This window comes from Nocardioides convexus (genome assembly GCF_011090295.1).
In genome coordinates this window covers 1015313-1033034 of sequence record NZ_JAAMYA010000001.1, presented here as the reverse complement: position 1 = coordinate 1033034, position 17722 = coordinate 1015313, and the positions used below count along the sequence as shown (strand labels likewise).

Sequence of the window (17722 nt, the reverse complement as noted above, 5' to 3'; positions counted from 1 at the left end):
GGCGAAGGTGAGGGTGGTCAGCACGCCGAGCGCGCCGAGCCCGGCGCGGCCGAGGTCGAGCAGGTCGGCGTTCTCGGTGGCCGAGGCGCGCAGCACCTCGCCGGTGCCGGTGACCAGACTCGAAGCCGACCACCTGCGCCGCCAGGCCGGCCGCCCGGCCACCGGTGCCGTGGGTGCCGGTCGAGACGGCGCCGGCGAGGGTCTGCTCGGCGATGTCGCCCATGTTGTGCAGGCTCAGCCCGAGCCGCTCCAGGCTCGGCGTTGAAGACCTTGAGCTGGGTCCCGGCCCGCGCGGTCACCGTCATCGCGTCGCGGTCGATGGCGACGATGCCGCGCATCCGCTCGGGCAGCAGGTGGACGTGCCGAGGCGTGGCGATGCCGGTGAAGCTTGTGCCCGGTGCCGGCGGCCTTGACGCTCTGCCCGGCCTCGCGCGCCGCGCGCACGACCTCGGCGACCTCGGCGGCGTCCGTGGGGGTGACGGTCCGCAGTCCGCTCGCCGACTCCAGGCCCGACCAGTTACGCCAGTTTGCTCATGCTGCGCGAGGGTAGCGGGAACCCGGGTGGCGAGTGCACCGACCAGGGCGAGCAGGCCACCCGCCGCGCAGACGAGGTACGCCGGCGAGGCGCCGTGCGCGTCGATCACGACGCCGGCGACGGCCGCACCGGGGGCGAGCCCGGCCGCGAGCCCGGTCTGGATGAATGCCATCCCCTCGGTGAGCCGGGCTGCCGGCAGCACCTTCTCGGCCAGCGACATCGCCGCGATCAGGGTGGGGGAGATGGCGAGCCCGCCGACGAGCAGCACCGCGCCCATGACCGGCAGCGAGGGCACCAGCGGCAGCGGTGCCATCGCGACCAGCATCCCGAGCGCGCCGGCGCGCAGCCGGACGAGCGGCCCGCGCTTCCAGGTGATGGCGCCCGACACGACGCCGGCCACCAGGCTGCCGAGCGCCCAGATCGCGAGCAGGAAGCCGGCGGCGCCCTTGTGCCCCTCCTCCTCGGCGAAGGCGACGGTGACCACCTCGGCGGCACCGAAGAGCACCCCGAGCGCGGCCGCGACGACGGTCAGCGGGGCGATGGCCGCCCACGGGATCGGCGGCCGGAGGCCCTCCGCGGCGACGGGCGGGTGCACCGGCGGCTGGGTGCCGCGCTGGGCGGCGAAGGCGTAGGTGCCGATGGTGCCGGCCACCAGCGCGGCGAGCAGACCGGCGGCTGGGTGCACCGCGGTGGCGAGCATGGTCACCGCGATCGGGCCGACGAGGAAGACCGCCTCGTCGGCGACCGCCTCGAAGGAGAACGCCGTGTGCAGCCGCTCCGGCTGCGCCGCCAGGGTGTGCGACCACCGCGCTCGCACGCAGGTGCCGACCGAGGGCAGGGCGGCGCCCGCCAGCGCCGCCAGGAGGTACGTCGACCAGCGCGGCCAGTCCCACTCCAGCGAGCCCATCGCCAGGGCCAGCCCGACGCCCCACACGGTGATGACCACCGCGAGCACCCGGCCCTGCCCGAGCCGGTCGATCAGCCGCCCCTGGGGGATCGCGAAGACCGCGTTGGCGATCAGCGCGACCGCCGAGACCGAGCCCGCGAAGCCGTAGGAGCCGGTCTCGTGCTCGGCGAGCAGGACGATCCCGAGACCCACCATGGAGATGGGCAGTCGCGCCACCAGGCCGGTCAGGCTGAACAGCGCCGTGGCCGGCGTGAAGATCAGGCGGTAGGTCTGCAACATGGCGGCGTCATCCTGCTCCCTACGATGGAGGCGTGCCCAATCGTGATCCCTACGACGCCCTGCTCCTCGTCTCCTTCGGTGGTCCCGAGAAGCCGGAGGACGTCGTCCCCTTCCTCGAGAACGTGACCCGTGGCCGCGGGATTCCGCGCGAGCGCCTGGAGCAGGTCGGCGAGCACTACTTCCTCTTCGGGGGCAGGTCGCCGATCAACGACCAGAACAAGGCCCTGATCGCCGCGCTCGAGACCGAGCCTGGCCGAGCACGGCGTCGACCTGCCGATCTACTGGGGCAACCGCAACTGGGCGCCCTACCTCACCGACACCGTCGAGCAGATGGCCCGCGACGGCGTACGACGCGCGGTGTGCGTGCTGACGTCGGCGTACTCCTCCTGGTCGAGCCTGCCGGCAGTACCGCGAGAACCTCGCCGACGCCCTCGACGCGCTGCCCGCGGGCCTGGAGCCGCCGCGGCTCGACAAGGTGCGGGCCTACTACAACCACCCGGGCTTCGTCGCCGCGAACGTCGACGGGGTGCTCGCCGCGCTCGCCGAGCCTGCCCGAGGAGGTCCGCGACGACGCCCGGCTGGTGTTCGTCACCCACTCGATCCCCACCACCATGAGCGACAGCAGCGGCCCCGAGGGCGGCGCCTACGTCGCCCAGCACCTCGATGTCGCCCAGGTCGTCGCCGACGCGGTGCGCGATGCCACCGGCGTGGAGCGGGCGCACGAGCCTGGTCTACTGCTCGCGCTCGGGCTCGCCCCGGACGCCGTGGCTGGAGCCGGACGTCAACGACCGGCTGGAGGAGCCTGGCCGGGGAGGGCGCGGCGGGCGTCGTGCTGATCCCGGTGGGCTTCGTCTCCGACCACATGGAGGTCGTCTACGACCTCGACACCGAGGCGCTCGCGACCGCCGAGAGGCTCGGCCTGCCGGCCCGGCGCGCCGCCTCCGCGGGCGTCGACCCGGCCTTCGTCAGCGCGATCCGCGAGTCTCGTCGTCGAGCGTGCCGCGGCCGCACGGGGCGAGGAGGTGTCCCGGCCGGCGCTCGGCGTGCGAGGAGCCTCGCACGACCGCTGCCCGGTGGGCTGCTGCCTGGGCGAGGGCCGGGAGGACCGGCTGGCGGCACGCCGGTGAGCGCCGCCACCAGTCCCGGGGAGCCTGCTCGAGGCTCGCCCTCGAGGTCGCCCAGGAGGCCGCCGGGCCTGGTCCGCGAGCGGGCCACCGGGACGGTCGAGGTCGCCGCCACCAAGACCAGCGACATCGACGTCGTCACCGCCGCCGACCGGGCCTCGGAGGAGCCTGATCCGGGCCCGGGTCCTCGCGGCCCGTCCCGACGACGCCTTCCTCGGCGAGGAGGGCGACGACGTCGCCGGCACCTCCGGCGTGCGCTGGATCGCCGACCCGATCGACGGCACCGTGAACTTCCTCTACGGCCTGCCCGACCACGCCGTCTCCCTGGCCGCCGAGGTCGACGGCGAGGTCGTCGCCGGCGTCGTGGTCGCGGTCGCGAGCCGGGAGGTGTACGCCGCCTCCGTGGACGGCCCCGCCACTCGCGACGGCCGTCCGCTGGCCGTCCGCGGCCCGGCGCCCCTGGGCCAGCGGCTGGTCGCCACCGGGTTCAGCTTACGTGCGCGAGGTGCGCGCCGTCCAGGGCGCCGCGGTGGCCCGGCTGCTTCCCGAGGTCCGCGACATCCGCCGCTCGGGGTCCTGCGCGATCGACCTGTGCCGCGTGGCCGCCGGCTCCCTCGACGGCTACGTCGAGGAGGGCGTCCACCTGTGGGACCACGCTGCCGCGGGGCTGGTCGCCCGCCGCGCCGGCGCCCGGCTCGAGCTCCTGCCGGGGGCGGGCGGCCGGGAGTCTGCTCGTGTGTGGCCCGGATCACGGCTTCGCGGAGCTCCTCGCCGCCGTACGTGACGCCGGTTTCACCGGGGAATAACGGGTACCTCGCCGCCGTTGTGGCGGCTCGCATCCACCCGGGTGTCGCAAACCGACACCGATGGTGCACAATCTGCCGCGCTGATCAGTACGAACCACGTGCTGAACGGCCGGTTCACTTCAGGGGAGAGGACACGTCATGGCGACTGACTACGACGCACCGCGCAAGAACGAGGACGAGCAGTCCGAGGAGAGCATCGAAGAGCTCAAGGCGCGCCGCCACGACAAGAACTCCGGCAAGGTCGACGAGGACGAGGCCGAGGCGGCCGAGTCGTTCGAGCCTGCCCGGTGCGGACCTCTCGCACGAGGAGACTCGCTGTCGAGGTGAAGCCCAAGCAGGACGACGAGTTCACCTGCATGAGCCTGCTTCCTGGTCCACCACCGCAGCCAGGCTGGCGGACCCGAAGAAGATGATCTGCCGCGACTGCGCCTGAGCACGTCCGGCCCATCCGCCCGGACCGGCCCCTGAGGGGGACCGGTGCCGGGCGTTTGCGTTGGCGGGCGCTCAGACGTCCTTGCGCAGCGGCGGCGGCAGACTCGCCGGTGGACTTCAGGTAGTAGCCGGCCGCCCGGCGCTGGGCGAGCATCTTGGCCAGCGCCACGAGGGTGCCGCTGACCGCGGCCCAGGCGACGGCCTCGCGGAACTCCACGTCGGGGTCGGCGGGGTTGGCGGGCGGCTGCTTGCCGGTCGCGGCCTTCCAGCCGCCGTCGAGTGCCTTCTTCGCGACCGAGGCCGCGCCGAGCGCGGCGACGAGAGAGAACGCCGACCAGACCTTGGAGTCGTCCTTTGCCATGGTCCGAGCCTAGCGGGCGGCTAGCGCGACGCGCTGCGCGCCGCGTTGAGGGCGCCGGCGAGGGCCTGGGGGTGCCGCGAGACCACCAGCCAGTACGGCGCCGGGTCGGCCGGGTCGGTGACCTCCACCTTGACCGACTGCTTGAGGTAGGGACGCAGCAGCAGGTAGGCCCGGGCGTCGGCACCCGGGCCGGAGACGTGGCGGGTGGCGTCGGCGTCCAGCGCCTCCGCAGGGCCCAGGTGCTCCAGGCTCGATCCGGGCCCGCCCGGCGAGGAACCAGCCCTCGTCGACGACGAGCCGGGCGCCGCCGTAGGAGCGCAGGAAGAGGGCGAGCAGGGCGAGCAGCAGTCCGGTGATCACCCACGGCAGCAGCGGCGCCTTCTCGATGAGCGCCACGATCATGGCCAGCCAGAAGGTGGCGATGAACATCGTTCCCTGGGCCCACCAGCGCAGCGGGACGCGCAGCCGCTCGGCGTAGGCGGCCCTCGACGATGTCACGCCGAGGATGATCCCATCTCGCTCTTCTCCTCCATCGCCTAGGGTCTCCCCGTGCCTGCCGACCTCGAGATCGCCGTCCAGCAGCCTGGACCCCGACCTGCCCCTGCCGGCGTACGCCCACCCGGGCGACGCGGGCGCCGACCTGCTCACCACGGTCGACGTGCAGGCTGGCACCGGGGGAGCGGGCACTGGTGCCGACCGGGATCGCCATCGCCCTGCCGGAGGGGTACGTCGCGCTGGTGCACCCGCGCTCGGGCCTGGCCGCGCGCCACGGCCTGTCGATCGTCAACACCCCGGGCACCGTGGACTCGGGCTACCGTGGCGAGATCAAGGTGCTGCTGATCAACCACGACCCGGTCGAGCCGATCACCTTGAAGCGGGGCGACCGGGTCGCCCAGCCTGGTGGTGCAGCGCTACGAGCGGGCCGCCTTCGTCCCGGTCGCGAGCCTTCCGGACAGCGTGCGTGGCAGTGGCGGCTACGGTTCTACCGGAGGGTTCTCGAACCCCGACGAGCCTGGCTCGCTGACGAGCCCTGAGGAGGAGAGCATCGTGAGGCTGCGGCGCAAGGGGGCGCCCGAGGAGACCGAGCAGGTCGCCACGGACGAGACCGCCACTGAGGGCACGACCGACGCCGAGGCGGCGGCGGACGGGCCCTACGACGTCGACGAGTCTGCCCGAGGACGGCGTGCCGCGCCTCGACCTCGGCTCGCTGATCATCGCCCCGCTGCCGGACCGCGAGCCTGCGCGTCCAGGTGGACGAGCAGTCCGGCGAGGTGCGCGCGGTGCTCCTGGCGACCGAGGAGGGCGCGCTGGAGCCGCGCGCCTTCGCGGCGCCGCGCCACGGTGATCTCTGGGCCGACATCCGCCCGCAGATCGCCGCCGACGCCGCCCGCCGCGGTGGCACGGCCACCGAGCGCGAGGGCCGCTTCGGCACCGAGCTGGTGTGCGAGGTGCAGGTGGCGCGTCCCGACGGACAGGCCGGCACCCAGACCTCCCGCGTGATCGGCGTCAACGGACCCCGCTGGCTGCTGCGCGCGACCTTCCTCGGTGAGCCCGCCCGCGCGCCGGAGGCGGCGCAGGAGTGGGAGGCCGCGATCTCCCAGGCTCGCCGTCCGTCGCGGCAACCACGCCATGCCGGTGGGGAGCAGGCTGCCGCTGAACCTCCCCGACGGGGCGCAGCCGAGGCCCGCGGCCGACTGAGCACTCCCGTGGCCACCAAGAGCCGCCTGCGGCGGACCATCAGCAAGTGGGCGAACAACGCCGAGGCGGACGCCCGCGAGATGCGCCGGACGTTCACCCGCGAGGGCGTCGTCGGCATCGCCGAGGCCCCGGACCGTGAGCCGGTGCGCCTGCGCGGCACGCTGCGCACGGTCACCCTGCGCCCGCGCGGCGGCGTGCCCGCCCTCGAGGCCGAGCCTGTACGACGGCACCGGCACCATCACCGTGATCTGGCTGGGCCGCCGGCGGATCGCCGGGATCGGTCCCGGCCGGGCGATCGAGGTCAGTGGCCGGATCGGCCTGCACGAGGACGGCCGGATCCTCTACAACCCGCGGTACGAGTCTGCTGTGACCGGCACGGAGGAGCACGAGGAGCACACGCTCTCCGCCGACGCCGGGAAGCGGATCGGCGTCGACACCGTCGAGGCGCTGGTGCGCCACCAGGCTGGCCGCGGCGCTGGGTGGGCGGCGCGGGATGCTCGAGGCCGCCGTACCGGGGCTGGTGTTCACGGCGGTGTGGATGCCCACCGACAACCTGCGCTGGGCCCTGATCGCGAGCCTCGGCGTCGCGGGCATCGCGCTGCTCCTGCGGGTCCTGCAGCGCACCACGATGCAGTACGTCTTCAACGCCATCTTCGGCATCGCCATCGGCTGGGCCTTCGTGCAGTGGGCCGACAGCGCCGGGGCGACGGAGGACGAGAAGAAGGCTGGCCTTCTTCCTGCCCGGCATCCTGATCAGCCTGGCCTACACCGTCGTGCTGGGCGGGTCCTGCCTGGCGGGCTGGCCGGCGCTGGGCTTCATGCTCGGCGCGGTCGCCGAGGACCCGATCGGCTGGCACTCCAACCGCCAGGTGGTGCGGCTGTGCAGCCGGTTGACCTGGGTGATGCTGCTGCCCGGCGCGATCGGGGTGCTGCTCCAGGGCCCGGTCTGGCTGATGGGCGACCACGGGGTGATCGGCACCGACACCGCGGTGTGGCTCATCTTCGCGCTCAGAACCGTCCTGGGCTGGGTGCTGCGGATCGGTTCGTGGGCGCTGATGATCTGGCTGCTCGCGCGCAACGCGACACCGCTCGAGCCGGCGGCCGAGGCGGAGCCCGGCCCGGCCTGAGGCGCTACTTCTCGGGGTGCGAGTCGGGCGCCAGCAGGCGCTCCAGGGCGTCCTCGGCCTCGCTGGGCACGACGAAAGCGAGCTCGTCCCCGGCCTCGACCGGCTGCTCCGGGGTCGGCACGTAGACCTGGCTGTCGCGCAGGATGGTGACGAGCGCGCAGTTCTCGGGCAGCGGGATCAGCCCCGAGGCCTTGCCGACGTACGGCGAGTCCGCGGGCAGGGTCATCTCGACCAGGTTGGCGTTGCCCTGGCGGAAGGTGAACAGCCGGACCAGGTCGCCGACGGTCACCGCCTCCTCGACCAGCGCGGACATGATCCGCGGGGTCGAGACGTTGACGTCGACGCCCCAGGCCTCGGTGAACAGCCACTCGTTGTTGGGGTGGTTGACCCGGCCCACCGTGCGCGGCACGCCGAACTCGGTCTTCGCCAGCAGCGAGGTGACCAGGTTGGCCTTGTCGTCACCCGTCGCGGCGATGACCACGTCGCACTTGTCGAGACGGGCCTCCTCCAGCGAGGACAGACTCGCAGGAGTCGGCCAGCAGCCACTCCGCGTCCGGGACCCGCTCGGGGCGGATCGAGTCTGGGGGACTTGTCGATGAGGAGCACCTCGTGGCCGTTCTCGATCAGGCTCCCGCGCGATCGAGCGACCCACGGCGCCGGCACCGGCGATAGCGACTCTCATGGTCTGTCGTCTCCTCAGGCTGCTCAATCGCCGTGCTCGGGGCCGCGGCCCAGCACGTCGTACGAAAGCTCCGCGGTCTCCTCGCGGGTGATCAGGTGCAGCATGTCGCCCTCCTGGATCACGCTGTCGCGGTCGGGCAGGACGCCCTCCCCGAGCCGGTCGATCCAGGCGACCCGGCACCGGCCCTGCTCCTGCAGGCTGGCCGACCCGTGCACCCACCCACACCTCGGGGGCAGGGACGTGGTCGACCCGGATCGTGCCGGAGGGGTCGCGGAAGTCCGGCTCGGCGCCGGCCGGCAGGATCCGGCGCAGCACCTGGTCGGCGGTCCACTTCACGGTGGCGACCGTGGTGATGCCGAGGCGCTGGTAGACCTCGGCCCGGCCGGGGTCGTAGATCCGGGCCACGACCTGCTGGATCCCGAAGGTCTCGCGCGCCACGCGGGCGGCGATGATGTTGGAGTTGTCACCGCTCGAGACGGCGGCGAAGGCGTCCGCGCGGCGGATGCCGGCCTTCTCCAGGACCTCCTGGTCGAAGCCCATCCCGGGGATCTTGTCCCCGTTGAAGCCCGGCCCGAGGCGCCGGAAGGCGTCAGGCTCGGAGTCGATGACCGACACCGTGTGGTTGCGGTCCTCGAGGCTGCGGGCCAGGGTCGAGCCGACTCGACCGCATCCCATGATCACGACGTGCACGACGGGAACGCTATAGCACCGCGGATCGTGGCGCCGCGTCCCGCCTCCCGCCGCGAGTTGTGGGTTCCCACCCGCGAGTTGTGGGTTCCCACCCGTGACTTGTGGGTTCCCACCCGTGACTTGTGGGTTCCCACCGGTGCACAAGTGCCAACTCGTGGGTGGGAAGTGCCAAGTCGCGGGTGGGAAGTGCCAACTCGCGGGTGGGAAGTGCCAAGTCGCGGGTGGGAAATCCCAAGTCGCGGGTCCGGGTGCCGCTCGCGACGCCACCGGGCGGGCGGGCATGCCTTAACGTTGCGCCCGTGGGTGTCGGTGACGTCTCGAAGCGGATCCTGCTCGGACGCAAGCCTACGCAGCGCACAACTGGGGGAGACGCTGCTCCCCAAGCGCATCGCGCTTCCTGTTTTCGCCAGCGATGCGCTCTCCTCGGTGGCCTACGCCCCCGACGAGGTCTTCATCATGCTGGCCATCGCCGGCGCGTCGCAGTACGTGTGGTCGTGGAAGATCGCGATCGCGGTCGCGCTGGTGATGGCGGCGGTCATCGCGTCGTACCGCCAGACCGTGCACGCCTATCCCTCCGGCGGCGGCGACTACGAGGTGGCCACCGTCAACCTGGGCCGTACGGCGGGCATGACGGTCGCCAGCGCGCTGCTGGTCGACTACGTGCTGACCGTCGCGGTGTCGATCTCCTCCGGTGCCAACTACGCCTCCTCGGCGATCCCCGCCTTCCAGGACCACGAAGCACTCGTCGCGGTCGTCCTGGTGCTGGTGCTGATGGCGATCAACCTGCGTGGGATCCGGGAGTCGGGGTCCTTCTTCGCGGTGCCGACGTACCTGTTCATGTTCGCGATCCTCGGCATGTGCGCCTACGGCTTCTTCGAGATGGCCCTGGGCGACCTGCCGCTGGCCGAGAGCGCCTCGCTCGACATCATCCCGAAGGAGGGCTGGGAGGACCCGCTCACCACGTTCGGGCTGATCGTGCTCCTGGCCCGGGCCTTCTCCTCGGGCTGCGCTGCCCTCACCGGGGTGGAGGCGATCTCCAACGGCGTGCCGGCCTTCAAGCGGCCGAAGAGCAAGAACGCCGCGACGACGCTGCTGCTGCTCGGCCTGATCGCGATCTCGATGATGCTCAGCGTCATCGTGCTGGCCAAGCAGATGGGCCTCAAGTACGTCGACCCGCACGAGCTCGACCGGCTGACACTCGACGGCGCGCCGCTGCCCGACGGCTACGACCAGCACGCCGTCATCGCGCAGATCGCCCAGGCGGTCTTCCACGACTTCAGCCCGGGCTTCTACTTCGTCGTCACCGTCACCGGCGTCATCCTGGTGCTCGCCGCCAACACCGCCTTCAACGGCTTCCCGGTCCTCGGCTCGATCCTGGCCAAGGACGGCCTCGCCCCGCGCGCGCTCGGCGCCCGGGGCGACCGGCTCGCCTACAGCAACGGCATCGTCTTCCTCGCGCTGATGGCGATCGTGCTGATCATCGCCTTCGACGCCGAGACGACCAAGCCTGATCCAGACTCTACATCGTCGGCGTCTTCGTCTCCTTCAACCTCAGCCAGGCTCGGCATGATCCGGCACTGGACCCGGCACCTGGCCACCGAGCGCGACCCGGGCGAACGACGCCGGATGGTCCGCTCGCGCACGATCAACGCGGTCGGCCTCTCGTTCACCGCCGTCGTCCTCGTCGTCGTGCTGCTCACCAAGTTCCTTGCCGGTGCCTGGATCACGATCCTCGCCATGTGCTTCTTCTTCGCCGTGATGAAGGGCATCAAGAAGCACTACGACAACGTCGAGCGCGAGACTCGCCGCCGACGAGACCGACAAGGCGCTGCCGACCCGGGTGCACGCGATCGTGCTGGTCTCCAAAGCCTGCACAAGCCGACGCTGCGGGCGCTGGCCTTCGCCAAGGCCACCCGCCCGAACTCGCTCGAGGGCGTCTACGTCTCCGTGGACGAGAAGGACACCGCCCGCCTGCTCGCCGAGTGGGACGAGCGGAACACCGGTGTCCCGCTCAAGGTGCTCCACTCGCCGTACCGCGAGGTGGTCCGGCCGATCATCGAGTACGCCACGGCGATCCGCGGTGCCAACCCGCGCGCGGTCGTCGCCGTCTACATCCCCGAGTACGTCGTCGGTCGCTGGTGGGAGCAAACTGCTCCACAACCAGACCGCGCTGCGGCTCAAGGGCCGGCTGCTGTTCACCCCGGGCGTGATGGTCACCTCCGTGCCCTACCAGCCTGCGCTCCTCCGGCATCGCCCTGGAGCGCGAGGAGCGCGAGGAGCACCGGGTGCGGCCCGGTGACCTGCGCCGTGGCCGGGTGGACGACGAGCACTCGTCCGGGCAGATCCCACGGTGAGCCGTCCGTCCGGACGACGGCTCCGCGCCCGCAAGGCACGCGGCGCGGCGGTGACCGGCCGGCGGTTCGAGGTCGAGGTCGGGCCCGTCGCGCACGGCGGTCACTTCGTGGCCCGCGCGGAGGACCGGGTCGTCTTCGTGCGCCACGCGCTGCCCGGGGAGCGGGTGGTCGTCGAGGTCACCGAGGGGACCGAGGGTGACCGGTTCTGGCGAGCCGACGCCGTCAAGGTGCTCAGCGCCTCGCCGGGCCGCGTCCCCGCCCCCTGCCCGTACGCCGGCCCCGGCCTCTGCGGCGGTTGCGACTTCCAGCACGTCGACCTCGCCGCACAGCGCCGGCTCAAGGCCGATGTCGTGCGCGAGCAAGCTGCGCCGGGTCGCCCGCCTGGACGTGGATGTCGAGGTCGAGGCGGTGCCCGGCGACGTGGACGGCCTGCACTGGCGTACCCGGCAGCGCTACGTCACCCTGCCGGACGGGCGCCGCGGCATGCGCAAGCACCGCTCCCACGAGGTCGTCCCGGTCGAGGAGTGCCTGCTGGAGGCCCCCACGGGCCCGTCGTACGACGTCCGCGGACACGTCTTCGAGGTCGCCGACGGCGGCTTCTGGCAGGTCCACCCCGGAGCTCCCGAGGCGCTCGTCGACGCGGTCCTCGCCGCGCTCGGCCCGCGGCCGGGGGAGTCGGTGCTCGACCTGTACGCCGGCGTCGGGCTGTTCAGCCGCTTCCTGTCCGACGCGGTCGGCCCGGAGGGGCGGGTCGCCGCGGTCGAGGGCGACGCGGCCGCGTCCGCGCTCTCGGCACGCAACTGCCCGGGCGTGGTGGTCCGGGCCGGCGACGTCGGCACGGTGCTGGCCGACGACCTGCCCGCGCCGGTCGACCTGGTCGTGCTCGACCCGCCCCGCGCCGGCGCCAAGCGGGCCGTGGTCGAGCAGGTGGTGCGCCGTACGCCACGGGCGGTGGCCTACGTCGCCTGCGATCCCGCCGCGCTCGCCCGGGACCTCGCGATCTTCGCCGAGCACGGCTATGCGCTGGAGTCGCTGCGCGCCTTCGACCTGTTCCCGATGACCCACCACGTCGAGTGCGTGGCGTTGCTGGAGCCTCAGCGCACGACGGCGTAGCAGAGCTTCTGCACGCCGTTGGCGTAGACTCTCGCTCTCGACGAGCTCCAGCTTCCGGCGGTCCTTGTCGGTCTCGCTCCACATCCGGGTGCCCGCTCCGAGCACCCACGGGAAGACGAGCAGGTGGAAGCGGTCGATCAGGTCCGCGTCGGCGAGGCTGCGCGCCAGGCTGGCGGAGCCGTGGATCGAGATCGGGCCGCCGTCGGTCTCCTTGAGGGCCGCGATGTCGTCGAGGGAGCGCAGGATCGTGGTCTCGCCCCAGTTGTCGACGAGGTCGGAGCCCTGCAGCGTCGTCGAGAGGACGTACTTCGGCATCGCGTTGTAGCGGGGGAACTCCTCGGTCATCGAGGGCCACACCGGCGCGAATGCCTGGTGACTCACCCGCCCGAGGAGCATCGCGCTCGCCTCCTCCTGCTCGCGGCCCTTGAGACTCGTAGACCTCGGGGAGGAACTCGATGCCCTGGAAGGTCCAGCCGCCGTTGCGGTAGCCGTCCTCGGGGCCGGGAGCCTGGACGACGCCGTCGACGGAGACGAAGGCGGTGTAGATCAGGGTGCGCATGGTGACCTCCTGGGTCGGGTGGGGGCGCTTGTCATCCTCTCCACGAACGGTGCCGGGCCGGTACGACAACGCGCCGGAAGTTTTCTCCAGGTGAGGGCAGACTGGCTTGTCCTCAACCCGACTTGAGGTTCTACGGTCGCGCCATGAGCATGGAACAGGTCGCGTGGAACCAGGTCTACCGAGGGATGCACGGACCGGACGAGCAGCGTGCCTTCAACGCGGCCACCGCCCGCCGGATCCTCTCCTTCGCCCGGCCGCGACGCGGGGAGCCTGATCGGGTTCGTGGTCCTCAGCGTGGTCACCTCCGCGCTGGCCGTCGCCACGCCGGTGCTGGCGGGCCGGGTGGTGAACGCGATCGTCGAGGGCGGCAAGGAGCAGGTGGTCACCACGCTGGCGCTGGCGATCGCCGGCCTCGCGGTCGCCGACGCCGCCTTCGGCCTGCTCGCGCGCTGGCTGTCCGCCCGGATCGGCGAGGGGCTGATCCTCGACCTGCGCACCTCGGTCTTCGACCACGTCCAGCGGATGCCGGTCGCCTTCTTCAACCGCACCCGCACCGGCGCCCTCGTCAGCCGGCTCAACAACGACGTGATCGGCGCGCAGCGCGCGTTCAGCACCACCCTGTCCGGGGTGGTCGGCAACTTCGTCACGCTGACCCTCACGCTCGTGGTGATGCTGGGGATCTCCTGGCAGGTGACCCTGCTGGCCCTGGTGCTGCTGCCGGTGTTCGTCGTGCCCGCGCGGCGGATGGGGCGCCGCCTGGCCGGCATCCAACGCGAGGCCGCCGACCACAACGCCGCGATGGGCAACCAGATGACCGAGCGGTTCTCCGCGCCCGGCGCCACCCTGGTCAAGTCTGTTCGGCCGCCCGGACCAGGAGTCGGCGGAGTTCGCCGCGCGAGCGCAGCGGGTCGCCCAGATCGGGGTCCGCACGGCGATGGTGCAGACCACCTTCGTCACCGCGCTGACCCTGGTCTCCGCACTCGCCGTCGCGGTCGTCTACGGCGTGGGCGGGCTCGCCGCCATCCGCGGCAGCCTCGACGCCGGTGACGTGGTCGCCCTCTCCCTGCTGCTCACCCGGCTCTACGCGCCGCTGACCTCCCTGGCGAGCGCCCGGGTGGACGTGATGAGCGCGTTGGTGTCCTTCGAGCGGGTCTTCGAGGTGCTCGACCTGGAGCCGCTCATCAAGGAGCGCCCCGGCGCCGGGGCACTGCCCGCCGGTCCGGTCGCGGTCGAGCCTGGACGACGTGCACTTCTCCTACCCGGCCGCCGACAAGGTCTCGCTCGCCTCGCTGGAGGCGGTGGCGGTGCTCGACGCGCGCGGCGGCGAGGAGGTGCTGCACGGCGTCTCGCTGCGTGCCGAGCCCGGGCAGGTGGTCGCGCTGGTGGGCTCCTCGGGCGCGGGCAAGTCGACGCTGGCCCAGCCTGGTCTCCCGGCTCTACGACGTGGACTCCGGCGCGGTGCGGCTGGCCGGGGTCGACGTACGGGACCTGACGGCGCGCTCGATCCGGGACGCGGTGGGCATGGTGACCCAGGACGGCCACCTGTTCCACGACACCATCCGCGGCAACCTGCTGCTGGCACGGCCCGGGGCCGGCGAGGACGAGTCTGTGGGACGCGCTGAACCGGGCCCGGCTCGCCGACTTCGTGCGCTCGCTGCCGGACGCGCTCGACACCGTCGTGGGGGAGCGCGGCTACCGGCTCTCCGGCGGCGAACGACAGCGACTCACGATCGCGCGCCTGTTGCTCAAGCAGCCGCAGGTGGTGATCCTCGACGAGGCGACCGCCTCGCTGGACTCCACCTCGGAGGCGGCCGTGCAGGCAGCGCTGGCCGAGGCGCTGGCCGGGCGGACGGCGCTGGTCATCGCGCACCGGCTCTCCACCATCCGCGCGGCGGACCTGATCGCGGTGGTCGAGGACGGCCGGATCGTCGAGCGCGGGACGCACGGCGAGCTTGCTGGCGGCCGGCGGTCGGTACGCCGAGTCTGTACACGACCCAGTTCGCTGGTGATCTGCCTTCGGATCGTGTATCTTGACGTCAAGAGATATCGGAGCCCCGAGGACTCTGCGAACTTAGGTCAGCCTCACTATCCGTACGCCGCATCGCGGCGGCAGGATGGCCGGAGAGACCTACCGACAACGATGAAGTCGATGAGGACGGAGACGCGATGGCCAGCAAGAACAGGCTTCGGCGCCAAGAGCACCCTGGACGTGGACGGCAAGTCCTACGAGATCTTCCGCCTCGATGCGGTCACCGGGGGAGGGCCTGGACGTCGAGAGCCTGCCGTTCTCGCTGAAGGTCCTCCTGGAGAACCTGCTCCGCACCGAGGACGGCGCGGACATCACCGCCGAGGACATCAAGGCCCTCGCCGGGTGGGACGAGAACGCCCAGCCCGACAAGGAGATCCAGTTCACGCCGGCGCGCGTGATCATGCAGGACTTCACCGGCGTGCCCTGTGTCGTCGACCTCGCCACCATGCGCGAGGCGATGGCCGAGCTCGGTGGCGACGCGACCAAGATCAACCCGCTCGCCCCCGCCGAGATGGTCATCGACCACTCCGTCATGGCCGACGTCTTCGGCACGCCCGAGGCGTTCCAGCGCAACGTCGAGATCGAGTACGAGCGCAACCGCGAGCGCTACCAGTTCCTGCGCTGGGGCCAGGGCGCCTTCGACGACTTCAAGGTCGTCCCCCCGGGCACCGGCATCGTGCACCAGGTCAACATCGAGCACCTCGCCCGCACGGTCTTCACCCGTGAGGTCGACGGCGAGCTGCTGGCCTACCCCGACACCTGCGTCGGCACCGACTCCCACACCACCATGGTCAACGGCATCGGCGTCGTCGGCTGGGGCGTCGGCGGCATCGAGGCCGAGGCCGCGATGCTCGGCCAGCCGGTCTCCATGCTCATCCCGCGCGTCGTCGGCTTCAAGGCTCTCCGGCGAGGCTGCCCGAGGGCTCCACCGCCACTGACCTCGTGCTCACGATCACCGAGATGGTGCGCAAGCACGGCGTGGTCGGCAAGTTCGTCGAGTTCTACGGCCCCGGTGTCACGGCGCTGCCGCTGGCCAACCGCGCCACCATCGGCAACATGTCGCCGGAGTTCGGCTCGACCATCGCGGTCTTCCCGATCGACGAGGAGACCACGAACTACCTGCGGCTGACGGGCCGCTCCGAGGAGCAGATCGCGCTCGTCGAGAAGTACGCCAAGGAGCAGGGCCTCTGGCTGGACCCGGCCGCCGAGCCGCGCTACTCGGAGAAGGCTCGAGCCTGGACCTGTCGACCGTCGTGCCGTCCATCGCGGGGCCCAAGCGCCCGCAGGACCGCGTGCTGGTCTCGGAGGCCAAGGAGTCCTTCCGCAACGCGCTCGGCGACTACGCCGGCGACGACCAGCAGACCACCGGCTACGACGAGGCCGTCGAGGAGTCCTTCCCGGGCTCCGACGCGCCCTCGCACGACCCGGCGCAGTCCAACGGCGAGGCCGCCCCGGCCGCGCAGCACCTCTCGGCGGCTCCCGTCGACGGTGGCCGCACGTCCAAGCCGGTCGAGGTCACCCTCGAGGACGGCACCACCTTCACGCTGGACCACGGTGCCGTGACGATCGCCTCGATCACCTCCTGCACCAACACGTCCAACCCGTCGGTCATGATCGGCGCCGCGCTGCTGGCGAAGAAGGCCGTCGAGAAGGGCCTGGTCCGCAAGCCGTGGGTCAAGACCACGCTGGCCCCGGGCTCGCAGGTCGTGAGCGACTACTACGACAAGGCCGGCCTCACGCCGTACCTCGACAAGGCTGGGCTTCAACCTGGTCGGCTACGGCTGCGTCACCTGCATCGGCAACTCCGGCCCGCTGATCCCCGAGGTCTCCGCGGCGGTCAACGAGAACGACCTCGCCGTCGTCTCGGTGCTCTCCGGCAACCGGAACTTCGAGGGCCGGATCAGCCCCGACATCAAGATGAACTACCTGGCGTCCCCGCCGCTGGTCGTGGCCTACGCGCTCGCCGGCTCGATGGACGTCGACCTGTTCAACGACCCGCTGGGCCAGGACACCGACGGCAACGACGTCTTCCTCAAGGACATCTGGCCCTCGCCGGCCGAGGTCGAGGAGACCATCGCCGGGGCGATCAACTCCCAGATGTTCTCCGACTCCTACGCCGACGTCTTCAAGGGCGACGAGCGCTGGCGCTCGCTCCCCACGCCGGAGGGCAACACCTTCACGTGGGACGAGAGACCCGACGTACGTCCGCAAGGCGCCCTACTTCGACGGCATGCCCGACGAGCCGGCCCCGGTGACCGACATCGACGGCGCCCGGGTCCTGCTCAAGCTCGGCGACTCGGTCACCACCGACCACATCTCGCCGGCGGGTGCGATCAAGAAGGACTCGCCCGCGGGTGCGTACCTCACGGAGAACGGCGTCGAGCAGCGTGACTTCAACTCCTACGGCTCGCGCCGGGGCAACCACGAGGTCATGATCCGCGGAACCTTCGCCAACATCCGCCTGCGCAACCAGATCGCGCCGGGCACCGAGGGCGGCTTCACCCGCGACTTCACCCAGGCCGACGGCCCGGTGACCTTCGTCTACGACGCCTCGGTCAACTACCAGGCCGCCGGCACCCCGCTGGTCGTCCTGGCCGGCAAGGAGTACGGCTCGGGCTCGTCGCGTGACTGGGCGGCCAAGGGCACCTCGCTGCTGGGCGTCAAGGCGGTCATCGCCGAGAGCCTACGAGCGGATCCACCGCTCGAACCTCATCGGCATGGGCGTCATCCCGCTGCAGTTCCCCGAGGGCGAGAACGCCGAGTCGCTGGGCCTGTCGGGCGAGGAGACCTTCTCCATCACCGGCATCACCGCGCTCAACGACGGCACCACGCCCTCGACCGTCAAGGTGAGCACCGACTCCGGCGTGGAGTTCGACGCGGTCGTCCGCATCGACACCCCCGGTGAGGCGAACTACTACCGCAACGGCGGCATCATGCAGTACGTCCTGCGGAACCTGCTGCGGGGCTGAGTCCCGCACCTGCTCCACGCGAACGGCCCGTCCCTCCGGAAACGGAGAGGCGGGCCG

The 17722-nt window shown here is 71.8% G+C and carries 11 protein-coding genes and 17 pseudogenes; 21 read left to right on the top strand and 7 right to left on the bottom strand.

Translation table 11 applies throughout. The features are described 5' to 3' along the window. Nucleotides 1–17: 17 nt before the first annotated feature. Entirely contained in the window at nt 18–1721 is a 1704-nt protein-coding gene (locus tag G5V59_RS07675) for an MFS transporter (protein WP_278256072.1), read from the bottom strand. A gap of 32 nt (nt 1722–1753) precedes the next feature. Between G5V59_RS07675 and G5V59_RS07670 the strand changes: the two are divergent. From G5V59_RS07670 to G5V59_RS07645, 6 genes and pseudogenes are all read left to right on the top strand, one after another. Beyond that, nucleotides 1754–1960, top strand: a pseudogene (locus tag G5V59_RS07670) (ferrochelatase); the annotation flags it as partial. A 10-nt stretch (nt 1961–1970) separates the two neighbouring features. Then, nucleotides 1971–2336 (top strand): ferrochelatase, encoded by a 366-nt coding sequence (locus tag G5V59_RS07665; protein ID WP_341351149.1) that lies wholly within the window; start codon nt 1971–1973, stop codon nt 2334–2336. Continuing rightward, nucleotides 2248–2643, top strand: a pseudogene (locus G5V59_RS36120) (ferrochelatase); the annotation flags it as partial. The gene G5V59_RS07665 and the pseudogene G5V59_RS36120, both read left to right, overlap by 89 nt. Nucleotides 2644–2872: 229 nt before the next feature. Next, nucleotides 2873–3301: pseudogene (locus G5V59_RS07655) on the top strand (inositol monophosphatase family protein); the annotation flags it as partial. A 40-nt stretch (nt 3302–3341) separates the two neighbouring features. Next, nucleotides 3342–3629 carry an inositol monophosphatase family protein gene (locus tag G5V59_RS07650; RefSeq protein ID WP_341351148.1) on the top strand — a complete coding sequence of 96 codons (288 nt, stop codon included), beginning with the start codon at nt 3342–3344 and terminating at the stop codon, nt 3627–3629. A 160-nt stretch (nt 3630–3789) separates the two neighbouring features. Beyond that, nucleotides 3790–4084, top strand: a pseudogene (locus G5V59_RS07645) (DUF4193 domain-containing protein). Between the two features lie 165 nt (nt 4085–4249). Here G5V59_RS07645 and G5V59_RS07640 read toward each other — a convergent pair. The 3 genes and pseudogenes from G5V59_RS07640 to G5V59_RS07630 all read right to left on the bottom strand — a co-directional run. Further along, nucleotides 4250–4444, bottom strand: a pseudogene (locus G5V59_RS07640) (DUF4235 domain-containing protein); the annotation flags it as partial. 20 nt (nt 4445–4464) lie between these two features. After that, nucleotides 4465–4665 (bottom strand): DUF3093 family protein, encoded by a 201-nt coding sequence (locus tag G5V59_RS07635; RefSeq protein ID WP_278259703.1) that lies wholly within the window; start codon nt 4663–4665, stop codon nt 4465–4467. Between the two features lie 88 nt (nt 4666–4753). Further along, nucleotides 4754–4873 (bottom strand): annotated as a pseudogene (locus G5V59_RS07630) (hypothetical protein); the annotation flags it as partial. A 138-nt stretch (nt 4874–5011) separates the two neighbouring features. Between G5V59_RS07630 and dut the strand changes: the two are divergent. The 6 genes and pseudogenes from dut to G5V59_RS07600 all read left to right on the top strand — a co-directional run. Continuing rightward, nucleotides 5012–5434 (top strand): annotated as a pseudogene (gene dut / locus G5V59_RS07625) (dUTP diphosphatase); the annotation flags it as partial. A 193-nt stretch (nt 5435–5627) separates the two neighbouring features. Next, nucleotides 5628–5789, top strand: coding sequence for a hypothetical protein (locus G5V59_RS07620; RefSeq protein WP_278260282.1), 162 nt, complete (start codon nt 5628–5630; stop codon nt 5787–5789). Continuing rightward, a pseudogene (locus tag G5V59_RS07615) lies at nt 5716–5985 on the top strand (DUF3710 domain-containing protein); the annotation flags it as partial. The gene G5V59_RS07620 and the pseudogene G5V59_RS07615, both read left to right, overlap by 74 nt. A 237-nt stretch (nt 5986–6222) precedes the next feature. After that, a pseudogene (locus tag G5V59_RS07610) lies at nt 6223–6502 on the top strand (OB-fold nucleic acid binding domain-containing protein); the annotation flags it as partial. A 174-nt stretch (nt 6503–6676) separates the two neighbouring features. Further along, nucleotides 6677–6895 (top strand): hypothetical protein, encoded by a 219-nt coding sequence (locus G5V59_RS07605; protein WP_278260281.1) that lies wholly within the window; start codon nt 6677–6679, stop codon nt 6893–6895. 20 nt (nt 6896–6915) lie between these two features. Then, complete coding sequence (locus G5V59_RS07600; protein ID WP_278256071.1) at nt 6916–7269, top strand: DUF3159 domain-containing protein; 354 nt, start codon at nt 6916–6918, stop codon at nt 7267–7269. Between the two features lie 4 nt (nt 7270–7273). Here the strand turns inward: G5V59_RS07600 and G5V59_RS07595 are convergent. Both G5V59_RS07595 and G5V59_RS36115 read right to left on the bottom strand, forming a co-directional pair. Beyond that, nucleotides 7274–7951, bottom strand: a pseudogene (locus G5V59_RS07595) (TrkA family potassium uptake protein). A 399-nt stretch (nt 7952–8350) separates the two neighbouring features. Then, nucleotides 8351–8626: pseudogene (locus tag G5V59_RS36115) on the bottom strand (NAD-binding protein); the annotation flags it as partial. 324 nt (nt 8627–8950) lie between these two features. On the opposite strand from G5V59_RS36115, the gene G5V59_RS07585 reads away from it, so the two are divergent. Both G5V59_RS07585 and G5V59_RS07580 read left to right on the top strand, forming a co-directional pair. Further along, nucleotides 8951–11194, top strand: a complete 2244-nt coding sequence (locus G5V59_RS07585; protein WP_278256070.1) for an APC family permease — start codon at nt 8951–8953, stop codon at nt 11192–11194. Continuing rightward, nucleotides 11103–12108 (top strand): annotated as a pseudogene (locus tag G5V59_RS07580) (TRAM domain-containing protein). The gene G5V59_RS07585 and the pseudogene G5V59_RS07580 overlap by 92 nt, the downstream one beginning before the upstream one ends. Before the next feature lie 81 nt (nt 12109–12189). On the opposite strand, the pseudogene G5V59_RS07575 reads toward G5V59_RS07580, so the two are convergent. Then, nucleotides 12190–12528: pseudogene (locus G5V59_RS07575) on the bottom strand (dihydrofolate reductase family protein); the annotation flags it as partial. A 346-nt stretch (nt 12529–12874) separates the two neighbouring features. On the opposite strand from G5V59_RS07575, the gene G5V59_RS07570 reads away from it, so the two are divergent. The 7 genes and pseudogenes from G5V59_RS07570 (at nt 12875) to acnA (ending at nt 17665) form a co-directional block, all read left to right on the top strand. Then, nucleotides 12875–13714 carry an ABC transporter transmembrane domain-containing protein gene (locus G5V59_RS07570; RefSeq protein WP_278256069.1) on the top strand — a complete coding sequence of 280 codons (840 nt, stop codon included), beginning with the start codon at nt 12875–12877 and terminating at the stop codon, nt 13712–13714. 197 nt (nt 13715–13911) lie between these two features. Beyond that, nucleotides 13912–14289 (top strand): ATP-binding cassette domain-containing protein, encoded by a 378-nt coding sequence (locus tag G5V59_RS07565; protein WP_341350883.1) that lies wholly within the window; start codon nt 13912–13914, stop codon nt 14287–14289. A gap of 23 nt (nt 14290–14312) precedes the next feature. Continuing rightward, a pseudogene (locus G5V59_RS36110) lies at nt 14313–14393 on the top strand (hypothetical protein); the annotation flags it as partial. A 440-nt stretch (nt 14394–14833) separates the two neighbouring features. Continuing rightward, on the top strand, nt 14834–14962 hold the full coding sequence (locus G5V59_RS36105) for a hypothetical protein (RefSeq protein ID WP_341350882.1): 129 nt from the start codon (nt 14834–14836) through the stop codon (nt 14960–14962). Then, nucleotides 14911–15534: pseudogene (locus tag G5V59_RS36100) on the top strand (aconitase family protein); the annotation flags it as partial. The gene G5V59_RS36105 and the pseudogene G5V59_RS36100, both read left to right, overlap by 52 nt. A 122-nt stretch (nt 15535–15656) precedes the next feature. Beyond that, nucleotides 15657–15863: pseudogene (locus G5V59_RS36095) on the top strand (aconitase family protein); the annotation flags it as partial. Nucleotides 15864–15883: 20 nt separating this feature from the next. Next, nucleotides 15884–17665, top strand: a pseudogene (acnA, locus tag G5V59_RS36090) (aconitate hydratase AcnA). Nucleotides 17666–17722 lie beyond the last annotated feature (57 nt).